17 protein-coding genes are annotated in these 16,690 nt (G+C 74.0%); 3 read left to right on the top strand and 14 right to left on the bottom strand.

Annotated elements, in window-relative coordinates; all coding sequences use genetic code 11:
* Positions 1 to 299: 299 nt before the first annotated feature.
* The 5 genes from rosag_RS16495 to rosag_RS16475 form a co-directional block, all read right to left on the bottom strand.
* Positions 300 to 746 carry a DoxX family protein gene (locus rosag_RS16495; protein ID WP_284351256.1) on the bottom strand — a complete coding sequence of 149 codons (447 nt, stop codon included), beginning with the start codon at positions 744 to 746 and terminating at the stop codon, positions 300 to 302.
* A 33-nt stretch (positions 747 to 779) separates the two neighbouring features.
* Positions 780 to 1,403 carry a hypothetical protein gene (locus rosag_RS16490; protein ID WP_284351255.1) on the bottom strand — a complete coding sequence of 208 codons (624 nt, stop codon included), beginning with the start codon at positions 1,401 to 1,403 and terminating at the stop codon, positions 780 to 782.
* Between the two features lie 109 nt (positions 1,404 to 1,512).
* Positions 1,513 to 2,082, bottom strand: a complete 570-nt coding sequence (locus rosag_RS16485; RefSeq protein WP_284351254.1) for a ComEA family DNA-binding protein — start codon at positions 2,080 to 2,082, stop codon at positions 1,513 to 1,515.
* Entirely contained in the window at positions 2,079 to 2,558 is a 480-nt protein-coding gene (locus rosag_RS16480; RefSeq protein WP_284351253.1) for a hypothetical protein, read from the bottom strand. The genes rosag_RS16485 and rosag_RS16480 overlap by 4 nt, the downstream gene beginning before the upstream one ends.
* Before the next feature lie 7 nt (positions 2,559 to 2,565).
* The gene (locus tag rosag_RS16475) at positions 2,566 to 3,564 is read right to left on the bottom strand and encodes an LLM class flavin-dependent oxidoreductase (protein ID WP_284351252.1); all 999 of its coding nucleotides are present in this window, start codon (positions 3,562 to 3,564) and stop codon (positions 2,566 to 2,568) included.
* Between the two features lie 110 nt (positions 3,565 to 3,674).
* Here rosag_RS16475 and rosag_RS16470 point away from each other — a divergent pair, with 110 nt between their 5' ends.
* Entirely contained in the window at positions 3,675 to 4,082 is a 408-nt protein-coding gene (locus tag rosag_RS16470) for a PCYCGC motif-containing (lipo)protein (RefSeq protein WP_284351251.1), read from the top strand.
* A gap of 18 nt (positions 4,083 to 4,100) precedes the next feature.
* Entirely contained in the window at positions 4,101 to 4,985 is an 885-nt protein-coding gene (locus rosag_RS16465; RefSeq protein WP_284351250.1) for a DUF2911 domain-containing protein, read from the top strand.
* Positions 4,986 to 5,343: 358 nt separating this feature from the next.
* On the opposite strand, the gene rosag_RS16460 is transcribed toward rosag_RS16465, so the two are convergent.
* The 8 genes from rosag_RS16460 to rocF all read right to left on the bottom strand — a co-directional run bounded on the left by rosag_RS16460 (position 5,344) and on the right by rocF (position 14,390).
* Entirely contained in the window at positions 5,344 to 6,900 is a 1,557-nt protein-coding gene (locus rosag_RS16460; protein WP_284351249.1) for an amidase family protein, read from the bottom strand.
* A complete protein-coding gene (locus tag rosag_RS16455; RefSeq protein ID WP_284351248.1) occupies positions 6,897 to 8,231 on the bottom strand; it encodes a Zn-dependent hydrolase in 1,335 nt (444 codons plus the stop codon). Before rosag_RS16455 ends, rosag_RS16460 begins: the two co-directional genes overlap by 4 nt.
* A 14-nt stretch (positions 8,232 to 8,245) precedes the next feature.
* Positions 8,246 to 9,295, bottom strand: a complete 1,050-nt coding sequence (locus rosag_RS16450) for a DUF1028 domain-containing protein (RefSeq protein WP_284351247.1) — start codon at positions 9,293 to 9,295, stop codon at positions 8,246 to 8,248.
* 92 nt (positions 9,296 to 9,387) lie between these two features.
* Complete coding sequence (locus rosag_RS16445) at positions 9,388 to 10,236, bottom strand: ion transporter (protein WP_284351246.1); 849 nt, start codon at positions 10,234 to 10,236, stop codon at positions 9,388 to 9,390.
* A 67-nt stretch (positions 10,237 to 10,303) separates the two neighbouring features.
* The gene (locus tag rosag_RS16440; protein WP_284351245.1) at positions 10,304 to 10,714 is read right to left on the bottom strand and encodes a hypothetical protein; all 411 of its coding nucleotides are present in this window, start codon (positions 10,712 to 10,714) and stop codon (positions 10,304 to 10,306) included.
* A 107-nt stretch (positions 10,715 to 10,821) separates the two neighbouring features.
* Positions 10,822 to 12,045, bottom strand: coding sequence for a metallophosphoesterase (locus rosag_RS16435; protein WP_284351244.1), 1,224 nt, complete (start codon positions 12,043 to 12,045; stop codon positions 10,822 to 10,824).
* 59 nt (positions 12,046 to 12,104) lie between these two features.
* Positions 12,105 to 13,319, bottom strand: a complete 1,215-nt coding sequence (gene rocD / locus rosag_RS16430) for an ornithine--oxo-acid transaminase (RefSeq protein WP_284351243.1) — start codon at positions 13,317 to 13,319, stop codon at positions 12,105 to 12,107.
* Positions 13,320 to 13,487: 168 nt separating this feature from the next.
* Positions 13,488 to 14,390, bottom strand: coding sequence for an arginase (rocF, locus tag rosag_RS16425; RefSeq protein ID WP_284351242.1), 903 nt, complete (start codon positions 14,388 to 14,390; stop codon positions 13,488 to 13,490).
* A 265-nt stretch (positions 14,391 to 14,655) separates the two neighbouring features.
* Between rocF and rosag_RS16420 the strand changes: the two genes are divergently transcribed.
* Entirely contained in the window at positions 14,656 to 15,078 is a 423-nt protein-coding gene (locus rosag_RS16420; protein ID WP_284351241.1) for an Lrp/AsnC family transcriptional regulator, read from the top strand.
* 11 nt (positions 15,079 to 15,089) lie between these two features.
* Here rosag_RS16420 and rosag_RS16415 read toward each other — a convergent pair whose 3' ends face one another.
* On the bottom strand, positions 15,090 to 16,628 hold the full coding sequence (locus rosag_RS16415) for a tetratricopeptide repeat protein (protein WP_284351240.1): 1,539 nt from the start codon (positions 16,626 to 16,628) through the stop codon (positions 15,090 to 15,092).
* Positions 16,629 to 16,690 lie beyond the last annotated feature (62 nt).

Genomic DNA, 16,690 nt, shown 5'->3' with positions numbered 1-16,690 from the left:
TGGCGAGGAACGTCGCCCGACGCGGAGCCCTCCGTCGTTATCAGACGTTCTCGGACTTTCATCCTTGCTGCAGTTCCAGTTCGGGTCCGGCGCGCCGGACCCCTTTGGCATTTGGGGCGGACACGGATGCTCCGGATGAAGCGGATGCGTCGGATCGTCCCGCGTGGTGGCGACGTCCCGTGCGCCGGCGTGGAGCGATCCGAACGATCCGGCGCATCCGGAGCATCCGTATCCTCCCCAATAGGCCAACCGAACGGGCGCGACGTCGGATGCCAGCGCTCGACGCTGCGTCGCAGACGTCAGCGCAGCGCCGCGTTGCGCCGCCGCTCCGCGAGCAGCCAGTCGAGCGAGTAGTCGCCCGGCCCCGCGATCGCGAGCGTCACGCACGCCCCCAGCAGCGCGAGCACGAACTCCATCCCGTTGGGGAGGAAGAAGCCCGCGGGCAGGTGCACGATCAGGATCGCGCCGAGCATGTCGAGCGACACGCCGATCGCCGCCAGCCGCGTCAGGAGCCCGACGATCAGCGCCAGCCCGCCGAGCAGCTCCGTCAGCGTCACCAGCGGCCCGGTGAGGGCGGGCAGCGGGGCGCCCATCTGCGCGAGCGCGCCGCTGACGCCCCTCAAGCCGAACACGAACGCCTTCTGCGCGCCGTGCGCCAGCACGATGCCGCCGATCACCACGCGCAGCACGAGCAGCGCGAGGTCGGCGCGCGACGTGTCCTGCGGGACGCGGACGGGAGTGGCCATCGGGTCCTCCGAGCGGGCCGGTGGGCCGTGCGGTCAGGACTGGCCGAGCAGGGTCGCGGTGTGATGGACGAGCCGCGCGCCGACGACGATCGTCGCGCCGCCGAGCAGCAGCTCGACGCCGTGGAACAGCCGCGCCGGGAGTCGCGCCGAGAGCCGGAGCGGGACCGCGAGCGCCGCCGCCAGCGCGACCATCCCGACGATCGAGCCCGCGCCGAACAGGCCGATGTAGGCGAGCCCCGTCCACGGCGAGCGCGCGGCGGCCAGCGTCAGCACCAGCAGCGCCGCCGACCCGGCCAGCCCGTGCACCGCGCCCACCACCAGCGCGCGGCGTGGCAGCGCGACGACGTGCACGTGCGGCGTGTGCCGCGGCCGCCAGCGGCGCCACAGCACCTGCGCGCCGAGCAGCACGAGCATGACGCCGACGCCCAGCTCCAGCGCGGCCGAGGTGCGCTCCGGGATCGCGGCGCCGAGCAGCAGGCACACGCCGCCCACCAGCAGCAGCGTCGCCGTGTGTCCGAGCCCCCATGCGGCGCCCTGCAGCATCACCGACCGCGCGCTGCGCCCGCTGGTGGCGAGGCTGGCGACGGCGGCCAGGTGGTCGGCCTCCAGCGCGTGGCGCATGCCGGCCAGCAGGCCGAGAACGAGGATGGGGTGCATGGGGACTCGGCGGGAGACGGAGGCGCGGCGCCCCAACATCCACCGTTCGCCGGGATGCTACAAGCCCTGCGGGCTGCGGCTCCGAACCGCAGCCCGCAGTCCGCAGCCGTCACTTGATCGTCACGTACTTCTCGAGCCGCGCGACCTCGGTCGAATCGACGTACTTGCCGATCTCGCGGCGAAAGCGCGCGATGTCCTTGTACGGCCGGTACTCCTCGAACTCGTGGCGCATCTTGCGGCCGACGCCCGGGATCAGGACGATCTCCTCGCCCGTCGCCGTGTTCAGGTCGAGCGGCTTGAAGACGCGCGCGTACACCGTGCGGCGCGTCGCGGAGTCCAGCTGCGCGGTGGTCAGCACCTTGTCCACCGCGCGCATGTCGGCGTACGGGCGGCCCGCCACCAGCGCGTCGGCGGAGCCGGGCGTCATCCCGGGCACGGCGGCCAGCTGATCCCGCGTGGCCGAGTTGGGATCGAGCAGCGCACCATCCGCGGGCGCGGGCGTCGTGGCCGCCGTGGCGCTGTCCGTGGGCGCGGTGGCGGTGGGCGCCGCGGCGGCCGGCGCGACGGTGTCGCCGGCGACGGCGGCGGCGCTGTCGGCCGGCGCGTCCTTGGCGCCCGAGCAGGCGGTGAGCGCGAGCGCCGCGAGCGCGGCCGGCAGGAGCGTGGAGCGACGGATCATGCGGACTCTCCGGCGTGGTCGAGTGAGGGATCGCGTGGTGGATCGGTCAGCAGCGGATGGCGATGTGCGTACAGCAGGCCGAGCAGCCCGAGCTGCGCCAGCGCGCCCGGCGCCAGCGCGGGCGTCGCGCCGCGCACGGCCTCCCACAGCAGCGCGACGCCCGCGAGCGTCGGCTCGCGCTCCAGCTCGAACTCTACGTTGCCGCGGTAGTGCAGGTACACCCCGAGCACGCCCGCGATCAGGCAGGCGCCCATGAGCGCGCGGAACGCGCGCAGCAGCCCGCGCGTCGGCCGGCGCGCGAGCAGCCCGCCCAGCGCGAGCACGAGGCCGAGCAGCACGAGCGGCGTCCACTGCCACGGATCGTCCCAGTGCTCCAGCAGCAGCAGCTCGGCCACCAGTCCCACGGCGCCGAACAGCACGAGCAGAAGCAGCAGCCGCCGCAGCGGCGCGTCGCCCGTCGGGAGCGGGGCGTGCACGCGCGTGCTACGCGGCCCGCGCCATGCGCGCGCGCACGTCGGCCACGATCTCGAACGAGCGCAGGCGCGCCGCGTGGTCGTGCACCTGCGCGGTCACCATCAGCTCGTCCGCGCCCGTGTGCGCGACGAACGCGCGCAGCCCCTCGCGCACCGTGTCCGGCGCGCCGACGATGGAGCACGCGAGCGCCTGCTGCAGCCCCGCGACCTCCAGCGGGTGCGCCGTCCCCTCGAAGTCGTCGACGGGCGGCGGGAGCGGGCCAGGCGCGCCGCGGCGCAGGTTCACGAACGCCTGCTGCACCGACGAGAAGAGCCGCCGCGCCTCGGCGTCCGTGTCGGCGGCGGTGACGTTGACGCCGAGCATGACGTACGGCCGCTCCAGCCGCGCGGACGGCTCGAAGCGCTCGCGGTAGAGCGCGATCGCGTCCTCCATCATCGCCGGCGCGAAGTGCGACGCGAACGCGAACGGCAGCCCGAGCGCGGCGGCCAGCGACGCGCCGAACAGGCTGGAGCCGAGGATCCACACCGGCACCTCGAGCCCCGCGCCGGGCACCGCCTGCACCGCCTGTCCCGGCTCCGCCGCCTGGAACCAGCCGAGCAGCTCCATCACGTCCTGCGGGAAGCTGTCGGCGGCCGCGGGGCTGCGGCGCAGCGCGCGCGCCGTCGTCTGGTCGGAGCCCGGCGCGCGGCCGAGCCCGAGATCGATGCGGCCCGGATGCAGCGCGGCCAGCGTCCCGAACTGCTCGGCGATCAGCAGCGGCGCGTGGTTGGGGAGCATGATCCCGCCCGCGCCCACGCGGATCGTCGACGTGCCCGCCGCGACGTGCGCGATCACGACCGACGTCGCCGCGCTCGCGATCCCCGTCATGTTGTGGTGCTCCGCCAGCCAGAAGCGGTGGTAGCCCCACCGCTCGGCGTGCCGCGCGAGGTCCAGCGTGCGACGCAGCGACTCGCCGGCGTCGCTGCCGGCCGCGATGGGCGAGAGGTCGAGGACGGAGAGCGGGATCATGACGGGACAGTCTAGCGCGGGTGCAGGCTGGCCGACGGCGCCGGCCCGATGCTACCTTCGCGCCGCACGTGCCCGGATCGCCGAACGATCCTCCTGCTACGCGAGCCGCCATGCCGGGTTCCTCCCGACGGGACTTCCTCGTGCGCTGCCTGATCGCGGGCGCCGCGCTGCTGCCCCGGCGCGCCCTGGCCCTGCGCACCCGCCCGCCACACCCGGCGCCGCGGCCCGGCATCACGGGCGCGAAGGTCCTCACGCGCGCCCAGCTCGGCGACCATGCGCACCTCGCGCCGCTGTTCGACGGCGTGCGCGCGATCCCGCAGGTCGTCGACGGCATCGCCTGCAGCTGCGGCTGCGCCGAGCTGGCGGGCTTCTACTCGCTGCTCTCGTGCTACGAGGGCGACGGCATGGCGCGGCACTGCGAGATCTGCCAGGGGCAGGCGCGGCTCGCCGTGCGCATGCAGCGCGAGGGGAAGACGCTGCAGCAGATCCGCACCGCGATCGACGCCAAGTTCGGCTGACCCCTCACCTTCGGTCCCATGCTGCGTCGCCTCACGCTCGCCGCGTGCATCGCCCTCGCGATTCCGGCGCCGGCACGCGCACAGATCCGCGCCAGCGAGCCCGCGTCCGTCTCGCAGACGATCGACGGCACGAAGCTCACGGTCACCTACTCGCGCCCACGCGTGCGCGGCCGCGACCCGATCTTCGGCAGCCGCGCGGTGCGCTGGGGCGAGACGTGGACGCCGGGCGCCAACTGGGCCACCACGCTCGACGTGAGCCGCGCGATCACGCTCGGCGGCCGGCCGGTGCCGAAGGGCACCTACTCGGTGTGGATGGTCGTGCGCCAGGGCGGCGACTGGACGATGGTGCTGGAGCCGAAGGCGCGGCTGTTCCACATGGACCCGCCCGACAGCTCGGCGAAGCAGATCCGCTTTCCCGTCCGCGCGGAGACGGGCCCGTTCACCGAGGTGCTGACCTGGTCCTTCCCCGACGTGCGCTCGACGGGCGGCACGCTCGCGCTCCAGTGGGCGACGACGCGAGTGGCGATGGAGATCGGCGTCGAGCCGTCGCTCGTCACCACGCTGCCCGAGACGGAGGCGGCGCCGTACCTCGGCCGCTACGCCTACACCGAGATGGACACGCTCGGCAGGCCGACGCGCACGATCGAGCTCGTGGTGCTGTACGAGAACGGGACGCTGAAGGGCGAGTTCGTGCCGGAGGACGGCTACATGAAGCGGTTCGCGCTCATCCGCACGGGCCCCGACTTCTTCTTCCCGGGCATCTACGACCGGGACGGGAAGATCTACGAGGTGATCCGCCCCGACATGTCGATCGAGTTCACGCGCGCGAACGGGAAGGCGGAGACGCTCGAGGTGCGCTACGACACGGACTATCTCGCGGCGCGCGGGAAGCGGAAGCAGTGACACGAGACAGGCTCCGGCGCGGCAGCCCTGGACTGCAAGAGCAGACAGGATGACAGGATGAACCAGGAGGCTCCGTGAGGCGCGCTGTCCCGTGCGCTCTGCGGAGCCTCCTGGTCATCCCGTCATCCTGTCAGAGCGGTTCGCCGTTCACGGCCCGATGCACCGGACCCGATTTCCTGGTGGAGAGGACGCGGATGCTCCGGATGATGGCGGATGCTTCGGATCGTCCCGCGTGGCGACGGCGCCCCATGCGCCCCATACGCCCCATGCGCCCCATGCGCCCCATGGAGCGATCCGAAGTATCCGTTCTGATCCGCAGCATCCACCTCCCCCAAGAGGCAACAAGGGGCCGGCGCGCTCAGCGCAGCGGTGGCGTCGAGCTCGGTGGCCGCCGGTGCCGCGTCGCCTGCTCGTACGCGTACGCCAGCTTGAACAGCGTCGGCTCGCTCCACGCGCGGCCGAAGAACGTCATCCCTGCCGGCAGCGTGCCGCGCGTCCAGCCCATCGGCACCTGCACCGCGGGCCAGCCGGTGAGCGGCGAGAAGACCTGGCTGTTGTCGCCCGCCGGCGTGTTGAGGTCGCCGATGAGCCGGGGCGGGTTGCTCCACGTCGGATAGACGAACGCGTCGATACGCGCCGCATCCATCGCGCGCTGCAGCGCCACGCGCAGCGCCGCGCGCCGCCGCTCGCCCGCCTGGCAGCCGGGCTGCGAGTCGGGCGGCACCGTCGCGCGCTGCGCGTACTCCAGCCGCGTCTGGATGGTCGGGTGGAAGCGCCGCGAGCGCACGATCTCGTCGAGCGTCTTCACGGGCGCGCGGCCGCTCGTGCCGGCGAGGTACGTCTCGAGGTCGTACCGGAAGCGGTTGCACTCGCCGGTGCTCACGCGCAGCAGCGAGTCCACCGCGGGCATCGGCAGCGAGTCGAGCACCGTCGCGCCGGCGCGGCGCAGGTCCGCGACCGCGCGGCCGAAGACCGCCAGCACCTCGTCGTCCGCCGACGGGCGCTCGTACGCGGGGCGCAGCACGGCGATGCGCGCGCCGCGCAGCCCGTCGGCCACCAGCGACGCCGCGTAGCTGGGGATCGCGCGGCCACGCGCCGCCTCGGTGGCGGGATCGTCCGGATCGTGGCCCGCGATCGCCTGGAACACCGCGACGGCATCGGCGACGGTGCGCGCCATCGGACCCGCGACGTCGGCGGCGAAGTTCAGCGGCACCACGCCCGCACGGCTGGTGAGCCCCATCGTGCTGCGGATGCCGACCAGCGCCTGGTGCGACGACGGCCCGCGGATCGAGTTGCCCGTGTCGGTGCCGAGGCCGACCTCGCCGAAGTTGGCGGCGACGGCGGCCGCGGTGCCGCCGCTGGAGCCCGCGGTCACGCGGTCCAGCGCATACGGGTTGCGCGTGTAGCCGGGGAGGATCGAGCTCACGGTCTCGAACGGCGTGAACGCGAACTCCGCCATGTTCGACTTCGCCAGCACGATCGCGCCAGCCGCGCGCACGCGCCGCACCTGGAACGCGTCGCGATCGGGCACGAACGCGGCCATCGACAGCGAGCCCGCCGTCGTCGCCAGCCCCTTCGTCTCGAAGTTGTCCTTCACGATCACCGGCACGCAGTGCAGCGGGCCGACCGGGCCGCCCGCACGCATCCGCGCGTCCAGCGAGTCGGCGACGGTCAGCGCGTCCGGCGCGACGACGACGATCGCGTTCACGCCGGGGCCGTTCTTATCAAAGGCGTCGATGCGGCGCAGGTAGCGCGACACCAGATCGCGGCAGGTCAGCGTGCCCGCGCGCATCGCCGCGTGCACGTCGGCGATCGTCGTCTCCTCGATCACGAACGACGCGGGCGCACGCGGGGCGGCGGGCGCCTGCGCACCGAGCATCGCGGGCGCGAGCAGCAGGAGCGAGGCGCGCCTCACGCGGGCAGCCCCGCGTCGAGCTTCAGGAGCGTCTGCAGCAGCACGTTCGCACCGTTCACGATGTCCTCGGGCGTGCTGAACTCCTTCGGCGAGTGGCTGATGCCGCCGATGCTGGGGATGAAGATCATCCCCATCGGCCCGAGCGTCGCCATCGTCTGCGCGTCGTGCCCCGCGCCGCTCGGCATCACCTTCGTCGACAGCCCCAGCTCGCGCGCCGACGCCGCGATCAGCGCGCGCACGCGCGGATCGCTCGGCGCCGGGTGGTTGGTGTGCAGCTCCGTGTACGCGAACGTCGTCCCCGTGGCCCTCGCGATCGCGTCGGCCTCGGTGCGGATGCGCGCGTAGAGCGCCGCGATCTTCGCCGCGTCCAGGTCGCGCAGCTCCAGCGTGCACACCACGCGGCCGGGGATCACGTTCGGCGCGCCGGGGAACGCCTGCATCCGGCCCACGGTGCCGACCTGCCGCCCCGCGGTCGCCGTCACCACGCGGTGCACCATGTCGACGAAGCGCGCCGCCGCCAGCAGCGCATCCTGCCGCCCGGGCATCGGCGTCGTGCCGGCATGGTTCGCGAAGCCGGTGACCGTGACCTCCCACTGCCCGATGCCGACGATCCCTTCCACCACGCCGATCGCGATCTTCTCCTTCTCCAGCGTGCCGCCCTGCTCGATGTGCAGCTCCAGGTAGCCCGCGATGTCGCCCTTCCGACGCCGCGCCTCCGCGAGCCGCGCCGGATCGCCACCGAGGAAGCGGATGCCGTCGGCGATCGACTTGCCGCTGCGGCTGACGTTCGCCAGCTCCTTCTCCGTGAGCCCGAGCGCGACCGCGCTGCTGCCGTAGAGGCCCCCCTCCTCGTTCTGCCAGATGGTGACCTCCAGCGGATGGCGCGTCAGGATCCCCTGCTCCGCCAGCGTCTGCGCGACCTCGATCGCCGCCAGCGATCCCACGGGCCCGTCGTAGTTGCCGCCATCCGGCACGCTGTCCACGTGCGAGCCGAAGAGGATCGGCTTCAGCGACGCGTCGCGTCCCGCGCGCCGTCCGATGATGTTGCCCGCCGCGTCCACGCTCGGCTCCAGCTTCGCCGTGCGCATCGCCTGCATGACGTACGCGCGCGCCTCGCGGTCGGCGTCGCTGTAGGCCACGCGGTTCACGCCGCCCGCCTCCGTGCGCCCGAAGCGCGACAGCGCGGTGAGGTGCTCGTTGAGGCGTGCGCCGTTCACGCGGCGCGCGGGCTGCGATGCGCTGCCGATGTCCGTCCCTCGCGCGCCGCTCGGGATCACGGACGCGGCCGCGGCGCCGAGCAGCGTGGCGGAGAACTCCCGTCGATTCATCATCGTCGTCGCTCCGGTCAGCGCCGCACGGCGGTAATGTCGAGCAGCTGCGCGCGCACCGCCTGCGCCTTCCCCGCCCGCTCCAGCGCGGCCCACAGCCGCTCCACCGTCGCCGCGTCCACCAGCCCCGCCGGCGACCCGAGCGAGGGTGTGGCCAGCTGCTCCGACGCGCGGAACGCGTCCACCGCGGCCACCGCCTCGGGCGTGTAGAGCAGTGCCGTCGAGTCGCGCGCGAGCGTCGGCGTGCCCGCGCGGAAGAGGCCGAGCGCGTGCAGCATGATCTTCAGCTGCCAGACGTCGTTGCCCGACGGCTGCTCCAGCGTGCGGAAGCCGAGCGTCTGCGAGATCGTGTTGTAGATGCGGCGCATCTCGGCCACCGGCTCGGGATGCTCGCAGACGTTGATGAACGCCGTGATCCTGTCTGGCCGGCGCGAGCGCCCGGGGCGCGGATCCGCGACGACGACGGCGGCCGACTGCGCGCGCCCCTTGCGCGCGTCGCCGCCGGCCGCGTGTCCGGCCGCGACGGCGTCGATCAGACGGTCCGCGAGGTGGCGCGGCGCGCCCTCGCTGGCGGTGAAGCTCGCGGCGACCGCGTCGAGCACCGCGGGGCCGACGAGCAGGTTGCCCTGCGTGACGAAGTTGCGGCCCGCGCGGTGGCCCGCCCACGCGGTGGTGCCCGCGCCCGTGTGCTGCGCGCTCCGCCCGTCGAGCGCGATCACGCCCACCTGGCGGCTGGCCGCGTTGCTGTCGGCGGTGAGCGCGCGCTTCAGCGCCTCGTCGGGCGACGCCCCCTTGGCCATCGCGTCCAGCAGCTCCTGCCCGTACTCGGTGCGCGTGTTGGCCTGCGTGGCCACCGCGCCCACGCCGGCGCGCACCCAGGGCACGCCGTTGCCGACGCACGGCACGCGCGTGGTGACCGCGACGCCCGTCTCGCCCGTGCGCGGGTCGACGGCGGCGATGGAGAAGGTCGCGAAGTTCAGCGACGCGCCCCACGCCGCCGGCTCCTGCGCGGCGGCGATGGCGGGCGCGAGGAGGGCGAGGGCGAGCAGCGAGGCGAGGCGGGACATGAGGGCGGGACGCGGGGAGCGGACGCGATGCTGTCCCGCATACAGTCGCGCGCCGTCGTGCCGTCGGGCAAGTGCGTTCCTGCGTCGGCGCGTCAGAGCGCCGCGCCGCACATCCGACAGAAGCGCGCGTCCACGTCGTGCCCCTCGGCGCCGCACGACGGGCAGGCCTGCCCCGACACCGGTGCGGCGCGCGCGCCCTGCGTCAGCTCCGCCGTCACGATGCCGGTGGGCACGGCGATGATCCCGTAGCCCATGATCATCACGACCGACGCCAGCAGCTGGCCGAACGGCGTCTTGGGCGAGATGTCGCCGTAGCCGACCGTCGTGAGCGTCACCACCGTCCAGTACATGCTGACGGGGATGCTCGTGAAGCCGTGCGCCGCGCCCTCGACGACGTACATCAACGTGCCGATCACGACCACCAGCGTGCACACCGCGAGCAGGAAGACGGTGATCTTGCGCGAGCTGGCACGCAGCGCGCGGCCGAGCGTGTGCGCCTCGGTGAGGTGGCGCGAGAGCTTGAGGACGCGGAAGACGCGCAGCAGCCGCAGCACGCGCACCACCAGCAGCGCGTGCGCGCCCGGGAAGATCAGGCTGACGTACGTCGGCACGATCGCCAGCAGGTCCACGATGCCGAAGAAGCTGGCCGCGTAGGCCAGCGGGCGGCGCACCGCGACCAGCCGCACCACGTACTCGATGGTGAAGACGATCGTCAGCGTCCACTCGGCCGCCCGCAGCGCGCGGTAGGTCGCGGGCGCGAAGCCGCTCACCGTCTCGAGGCTGACGATCGCGACGCTCGCCAGCACGAGCGCGATCAGTGCCAGGTCGAAGGCGCGGCCCGCGGGCGTGTCGTTCTCGAAGACGACCTGATGGACCCGCGCACGCCAGGGTGTGCGCGCGGGCAGCTCCTCGCGGATCGTGCGGTGGTCGGGTCGGGGCATGGGCGGCGGCAGGCGCCGGCGGTGGCGCGCATCGCATGCTAGCGATGCGCGCCACCGCGCGCCGCGCTCAGTACAGGCGGGCCAGCACCTGGCGCAGCAGCGCGTCCGGCACGTTCTGGAACGTCAGCCGCTCCGTGCCCGGATAGACCACGGCGCGCCGCACGTCGCCGTCGGCCGCGCGGTAGTAGACGTAGCGGCGGTCGCCGTCCGCGCTCGTGCGCACGACCGTGTAGCCGTTGCGCCCGAAGACGTCGCGCAGCGCGACCACGCCGTCGTCCGCGCGGTAGAGCTTCTTCGCCTGGCCCGGCGGCAGGCCGCCCTTCTTCGCGAGGCCCGGCGGCACCTTGTGGCCGTTGCCGTGGCCGTTGCCGTGCCCCTGCCCGTGTGCGCGGCCCTGCGCCTGCGCCGGGTCGGCGTGCAGCAGCATCGCGGCGGCGACGGCCGCGGTCCCGAGGATGGTGGAGAGCGATCTGCGCATGCGCGCCTCCTTTGGTCGATGGTGAGGGGCGCGCCCACGCTCCAGCGCGCCATCGCCTCCCTGAGTGCAGGATCGGCGCCCGCGGGGCGGACGGACCACGTAAGTGCTTACGGGCGTGGGGGTTCCGGTAGGCCCAGCGGCACGAACCGGCCCGCGTCCACGACGCCGTCGCGCACGGTGTAGACGGTGATCCCCGAGGGGAAGCGCAGCCCCCGGACGGCGACCGACCCCACCACCGCCGCGGACTGCTCGAAGCGCGTCCGCAGCCCCTCGACCTCGTGCGAGATCCGCTCGGCGTGGTGGATGTGGCCGCCGAGCGCGAGGACGTGCCGCCGGCGCCGCAGGAGCGCGAGCACGTCACCGGCGTTGGAGACCGTGTGCCGGAAGACCGTGCGCCCGCCGACCGTGATGAGCGACGGCGCGGGCGGCCGGTCGGTGTAGCCGTGCAGGATCTCCGACGCCGAGAGCAGCGGGATGTGGTCGAAGGTGACGACGGGCATGTCGGGCGGCACCAGCGCCAGGTCGCGCTCCAGCCACGCCAGCTGCAGGCTGTCGACGTGGCCGTAGTACCACTGGTCTGCGACGTCGACGGTGTTGAGCCCCACGAAGTGCACGCCGCCGTACGTGAACGAGTAGTGCTCGGGCCCCAGGTAGTGGCGGTACATCCGGTGGCCGTAGAGCGGATGCGACGCGTCGACACCCGATTTGTCCCGCTCGATGCCGAACACCTCGTGGTTGCCGGGCACCGTCCACAGCGGCGTCGCGAACGCGGCGGCCTCGCGCGTCCACAGCTCGTAGTAGCCGCGCGCCTCCGCCTCGGGCACGCGCAGCGCGTCGCGCACCAGGTCGCCCGTGACGAGCGCGAACGCCGGTCGCAGCGAGTCCACCAGCGCGCGCAGGCGCTGCGTGCGCGCGACGACCGCCGGCGCGACGTGCGGATCGGACGCGTGGACGAAGGTGAACGTGCGCGCGCGCGGCACGGGCGCCAGCGCGAACGTCAGCGCGGTCGTCGTGTCGTGCAGCGCGCGCCAGAAGCGCCCGACCGACCGGTAGCCGTCGGGCACCGAGACGAACGCGACGCCGCGCCCGGCGCCCGGCAGCGCGAACGCGCCCGACGCGTCGGTGACGACGACCGCGTCCTGGTTGGAGACGGCGACGCCGGCCAGCCCCTGCTCTCGCGGGCCGCGCACGCCGTCGCCGTTCGCGTCCACGAAGACGACGCCGCGGACCGCTGCTGCGGCGGCGCGTGGCGTCTGCGAGAGGAGGCCCGCGGGCGCGGTCGGCGCGAGCAGGAGGAGCGCGAGTGAGGCGACGCGGCGTGGGGTGCGCATCGCGCGAATGTACGGCCGGCCACGCGCGGCGGCGACCGGCCGAGCATTGCCGGCGCGGCTCAGCGCGCGAACACCGCGCGGATCTGCGCCACCGCCCACGCCAGGTCGTCGCGCTTCACCACCAGCGGCGGCGCGAGGCGGATGACTGTGTCGTGCGTCTCCTTGCACAGCACCCCGCGCTCCTTCAGCGCCTCGCAGTACGGGCGCGCGGGCACGCGCAGCTGCAGCGCGGCCAGCAGCCCGCGCCCGCGCACCGCGACGAGGTCCGGATGCGCGATCGTGCGCAGCTCGTCGAGCAGCCACGCGCCCAGCTCCGCCGAGCGCTCCGCGAGCCGCTCGTCCTGCAGCACGCGGAGCGCCGTGCGCGCGACCGCGCAGCCCAGCGGGTTGCCGCCGAACGTGCTGCCGTGCGACCCCGGCCCGAACACGCCGAGCACCTCGCGCCGCGACACGACGGCGGAGACCGGATAGAAGCCGCCGGAGAGCGCCTTCCCGAGGATGTAGAGGTCGGGCCGCACGTTCTCGTGGTCGCACGCGAACGTCTGTCCGGTGCGGCCCAGACCCGTCTGGATCTCGTCGGCCATCAGCAGGACGTTGCGCTCGGTGCAGAGGGCGCGCAGCGCGCGAAGGTAGCCCGGCGGTGGCAGCAGGATGCCGGCCTCGCACTGGATCGGCTCGAGCAGCACCGCGCACGTCTCAGGCGTGATCGCCGCGCGCACCGCGTCGATGTCGCCGAACGGCAGCAGCCGGAAGCCGGGCGCGAACGGTCCGAACCCCTCGCGGTACGACGGCTCCGACGAGAAGCCGACGATGGTCGTCGTGCGCCCGTGGAAGTTGTTCGTGAACGCGAGGATCTCGGCGCGGTCGCGCGCGATCCCCTTCCGCTCGTACCCCCACCGCCGCGCCGCCTTGATGGCCGTCTCCACCGCCTCGGCGCCGGTGTTCATCGGGAGCACCATCTCCATCCCGCACAGCGCCGCCAGCTCCTCGCAGAACGCGGGCAGCTGCTCGTTGCGGAAGGCGCGCGACGTCAGCGTGACGCGCGACGCCTGCTCGACCATCGTGGCGAGGATGCGCGGATGGCAGTGCCCCTGGTTGACCGCGGAGTACGCGCTCAGGCAGTCGAGGTAGCGCCGCCCCTCGACGTCCCACACCCACGCGCCCTCGCCGCGCTCGATGACGAGATCCAGCGGATGGTAGTTGTGCGCGCCGTACCGCTCCTCACGCGCGATGAATTCCTGCGTGCGCTCGTGGTCGATCGACAGGGTCGCCATTGGAGTCGTCGGGTGGGCTGCGTGCCGAGTGCTGGGTGCGGGCCGTTCAGGTGTCATCCCCGGCCTGACCCTGAGCGGAGCGAGGGGGAAGGAGAGGGATCCGTTCCCCTGGCGAGGGGCATCCAACGCGTGACGCATACGAGGTCCCTCGCTGCGGTCGGGACGACCTCAGATAATCCGTCGCCCGAACGCGGAGGCCAGCAGATCGACCGCCAGCTCCGCCGTGTGGTTCCGCCGATCGAGGATCGGGTTGATCTCCACCAGGTCCATCCCCAGCATCGCGTCGGAGTCCGCGAGGATCTCCATCGCGAGGTGCGCCTCGCGCAGCGTCGCGCCGCCGCGCACCGGCGTGCCGACGCCCGGCGCCTCGGCCGGATCGATCCAGTCGGCGTCGCAGCTGACGTGGACGCCGCCCGTGCCGCGCGTCGCGATCTCGAGCGCGTCGCTCATCACCGCGCGCAGCCCGCGCTCGTCGATGTCGCGCATCGTGAACGCGCGGATCCCCGCCTGCCGGATGAACGCCTGCTCGGGCGGATCGAGGTCGCGCAGCCCGACGAACACCAGGTGCTCGGCCTTCACCGCGGGGCCCGGCTTCGCGAGCCCCGCGAGCCGCGGGTCGCCGAGTCCGAGCAGGTGCGCGACGGGCATCCCGTGCACGTTGCCGCTCGCGCTCGACTCGGGCGTGTGCAGGTCGCCGTGCGCGTCCAGCCAGATCAGCCCCAGCGCCTCGCCGCGCTCCGCGAGCGCGGTCGCGACGCCCGCCACCGATCCCGCGCCGAGCGAGTGGTCGCCGCCGAGGATCAGCGGCGTGCCGCCGCGCCGGACGACGCTCGCCGTGAACGCCGCCAGCTCCTCGCACACCTGCGCGATCGCGGGGAGGAACTCGCGTCCCGAGCCGGTCAGCGACGTGCGGTCGGGGACGCGGACGTTGCCGTGGTCCTCGACCGCGTGCCCGAGCGCGCGCAGCCGCTCCGCGACCCCCGCCAGCCGCATCGCCGACGGCCCCATGTCCACCCCGCGGCGGCTGGCGCCGAGGTCCATCGGGACGCCGACGACGTGGACGTCGCGCACGCGCCGGCGGGCGTCGGCGGAGGCGCCGGCCTCGCCGGAGGCGTGGCGCGGGCGGGGGGTGGGATGGGCAACGGACAGGGTCGCGGCGGACATCGGCTGGCGCATCGGTCGGCGGTGGGCGGACGCGGGATCGTCGCCCCCGTGGACGCAGGATGCCGGCCGGCGACGTCAGCAACAAGCCAGAAGTCCGTGCGATCAGCACGCCCATTCTCGCGATTCGCCAGCGTTCGTTGACATTCTGCGCAACCAGGGGCACTCATGCCCCATGGATGCCACCGACCTCCGCCTCGTCGGCCTGCTGCGTGAGAACGCCCGCGCCTCGGTCGCCAGCCTCGCCCAGCAGCTCAAGGTCTCGCGCGGCACGGTCCAGAACCGGATCGACCGGCTGACCGAGCGCGGGATCATCCTCGGCTTCACGGTCCGCACGACGCCGGACGCCGAGCCGCAGCCGGTGCGCGCCGTGATGATGATCGCGGTCGAGGGGGAGCGGGCGCGCGAGATCCTGAAGACGCTGCGCGGCTACCCCGAGGTGCGCGCGCTGCACACGACCAACGGCCGCTGGGACATCGTGGCCGAGCTGGCGACCGACAGCCTGGAGGCGTTCGACGAGGCGCTGCGGCGGATCCGCGAGATCCGCGGGATCTCGAGCTCCGAGACCAGCCTGCTGCTGTCGACGCACAAGCTGTAGGCGGCGCGCGATCAGCGCGCGGCGCCGCCCGTGCGAGCCACCGGCCGCGCCTTCATCGCCTCGCGCAGCTTCGCGATCACGTCGGCGCGCGCGCTGTCGCGCGCCGCGATGTCGAGCAGCTCCGATGCGCGCGCGAAGCCGCCAGTGCGCGCGTGCATGCTCGCCGCGTTGAACGCCGACGTGTGATAGCTGCGCCGCTGCTCCGCGCTGTCGGCCGCCAGCCGCGCGACGCGCGCGGCGGTGTACTCCGGGTTGCGCGCCGCGCTCGCCAGCAGCTCCTCGATGCGGGCGCGCAGCTGCGACACCTTGCCGTCGAAGCAGCCCATCGCGCCCTCGAACTGGGTCGCCGACTCGCGCCAGCGCTCCACGCGCGACAGCACGCGCGCCAGGTACGACGCCGCCGTGCAGTTCGCCGGCCCGCTCGGCGCATCCAGCGCCTCGCGCAGATCCCGCTCCGCTACCGGCAGGTCGCCCTGGTCGTGCTCGATCACGCCGGCCAGCGTCAGGACGTTCGCCGCGCGGCTGCGCGCCTTCGCGGTGTCGGCGTCGCCGCGTGCCGCCGCCAGCTCGGTGCGCCGCAGGTGGCTCAGCGCGCGCCAGTAGTAGCCGTCGCTCGCGTACGCGGAGCGCAGCGCGATCAGGCGCGTCGCCGACGCGATGGCGGCCGAGTCCTGGTGCATCGCGGACAGGCAGACGGTGCGTTGGAGCCACGCGCGCTCGTGTGCCGGCTCGCGCGCGATCGTCTCGTCATAGCGGCGCACCGCCGCCTCGCAGTCGCCGACGATCGTCTCCAGCCACCCGAACGCGAACGTCAGCCCCGGCGCGTCCGGGAAGCGCGCGTACGCGACCTCGAACAGCGCGCGCGCCTCGCCGCCGCCCGTCTCCGCGGCCAGGCCGGTCGCGGACTGCGCGCGGTAGTACGCGGTCTCGACGAAGCCGGGCACCTGCTCGTGCACGCGCCGGAGCGCCGCCGTGTCCACGCGCGCGCAGAAGCTCATGCGGTACGTGACGAGCGGCGGATCGCCCGCCGGACGCTCCCTGGGACGCCGCCCGTTGGAGCACTCGAGCGCGAGCGCGAGATACGCGCGCGCGGCGGGCGACCAGCCGCTCGCGGCCAGCCACCGGACGTCGCCGTCCATGCGGCCGAGCGCGGGCAGGTTGCGCCGGCGATGGCCGGCCATGACCTGCAGCGGGAGGCCGTCGGGATCGGGCAGCACCGCGTCCACCATCGCCAGCACGCGCGCGGGCTCCAGCGCGGCCGGCAGCCGCGGCGCGAGCGTTCGTGCGCGCTCCAGCGGCGCGGTCGCGTCCAGCGCGAGCTCCTTCTGCCGCAGCGCGAGCAGCACCTCGGTCTCGAACAGCCGCACGCGCACCGAGTCGGCGCCGCCTCCCGCGGCCAGCCGCTCGTACGCGTCGCGCGCCGCGCGCAGGCAGTCGTAGCAGCCCGCGAGCACCTGCGCGTCGGCGGCCGCGAGGGCGCGCGCGTCGGCCGCGCGCCGGGCACGGGCGGCGCCGCCGCAGCCGATGGCGAGGACGGCGGCCGCGAGCACGGCCACCCGGCTTCCGATCCCCCTGCAAACGGCACGCGTCCGGCGGTCCATGCGCGTCTCCC

Origin of the sequence: Roseisolibacter agri (assembly GCF_030159095.1) — a bacterium.
In the GTDB taxonomy this organism is placed as follows: domain Bacteria; phylum Gemmatimonadota; class Gemmatimonadetes; order Gemmatimonadales; family Gemmatimonadaceae; genus Roseisolibacter; species Roseisolibacter agri.
The sequence above is the reverse complement of the archived record's forward strand: the minus strand, read 5'-3'. Positions and strand labels throughout refer to the sequence as shown.

Coding starts and splice junctions, on each gene's coding strand:
- rosag_RS16435 (WP_284351244.1), bottom strand. CDS start 12,045: ATGCGCACCCCACGCCGCGTCGCCTCACTCGCGCTCCTCCTGCTCGCG.
- rosag_RS16450 (WP_284351247.1), bottom strand. CDS start 9,295: ATGTCCCGCCTCGCCTCGCTGCTCGCCCTCGCCCTCCTCGCGCCCGCC.
- rosag_RS16475 (WP_284351252.1), bottom strand. CDS start 3,564: ATGATCCCGCTCTCCGTCCTCGACCTCTCGCCCATCGCGGCCGGCAGC.
- rosag_RS16455 (WP_284351248.1), bottom strand. CDS start 8,231: ATGATGAATCGACGGGAGTTCTCCGCCACGCTGCTCGGCGCCGCGGCC.
- rosag_RS16440 (WP_284351245.1), bottom strand. CDS start 10,714: ATGCGCAGATCGCTCTCCACCATCCTCGGGACCGCGGCCGTCGCCGCC.
- rosag_RS16495 (WP_284351256.1), bottom strand. CDS start 746: ATGGCCACTCCCGTCCGCGTCCCGCAGGACACGTCGCGCGCCGACCTC.
- rosag_RS16490 (WP_284351255.1), bottom strand. CDS start 1,403: ATGCACCCCATCCTCGTTCTCGGCCTGCTGGCCGGCATGCGCCACGCG.
- rosag_RS16445 (WP_284351246.1), bottom strand. CDS start 10,236: ATGCCCCGACCCGACCACCGCACGATCCGCGAGGAGCTGCCCGCGCGC.
- rosag_RS16470 (WP_284351251.1), top strand. CDS start 3,675: ATGCCGGGTTCCTCCCGACGGGACTTCCTCGTGCGCTGCCTGATCGCG.
- rosag_RS16465 (WP_284351250.1), top strand. CDS start 4,101: ATGCTGCGTCGCCTCACGCTCGCCGCGTGCATCGCCCTCGCGATTCCG.
- rosag_RS16420 (WP_284351241.1), top strand. CDS start 14,656: ATGGATGCCACCGACCTCCGCCTCGTCGGCCTGCTGCGTGAGAACGCC.
- rosag_RS16485 (WP_284351254.1), bottom strand. CDS start 2,082: ATGATCCGTCGCTCCACGCTCCTGCCGGCCGCGCTCGCGGCGCTCGCG.
- rocD (WP_284351243.1), bottom strand. CDS start 13,319: ATGGCGACCCTGTCGATCGACCACGAGCGCACGCAGGAATTCATCGCG.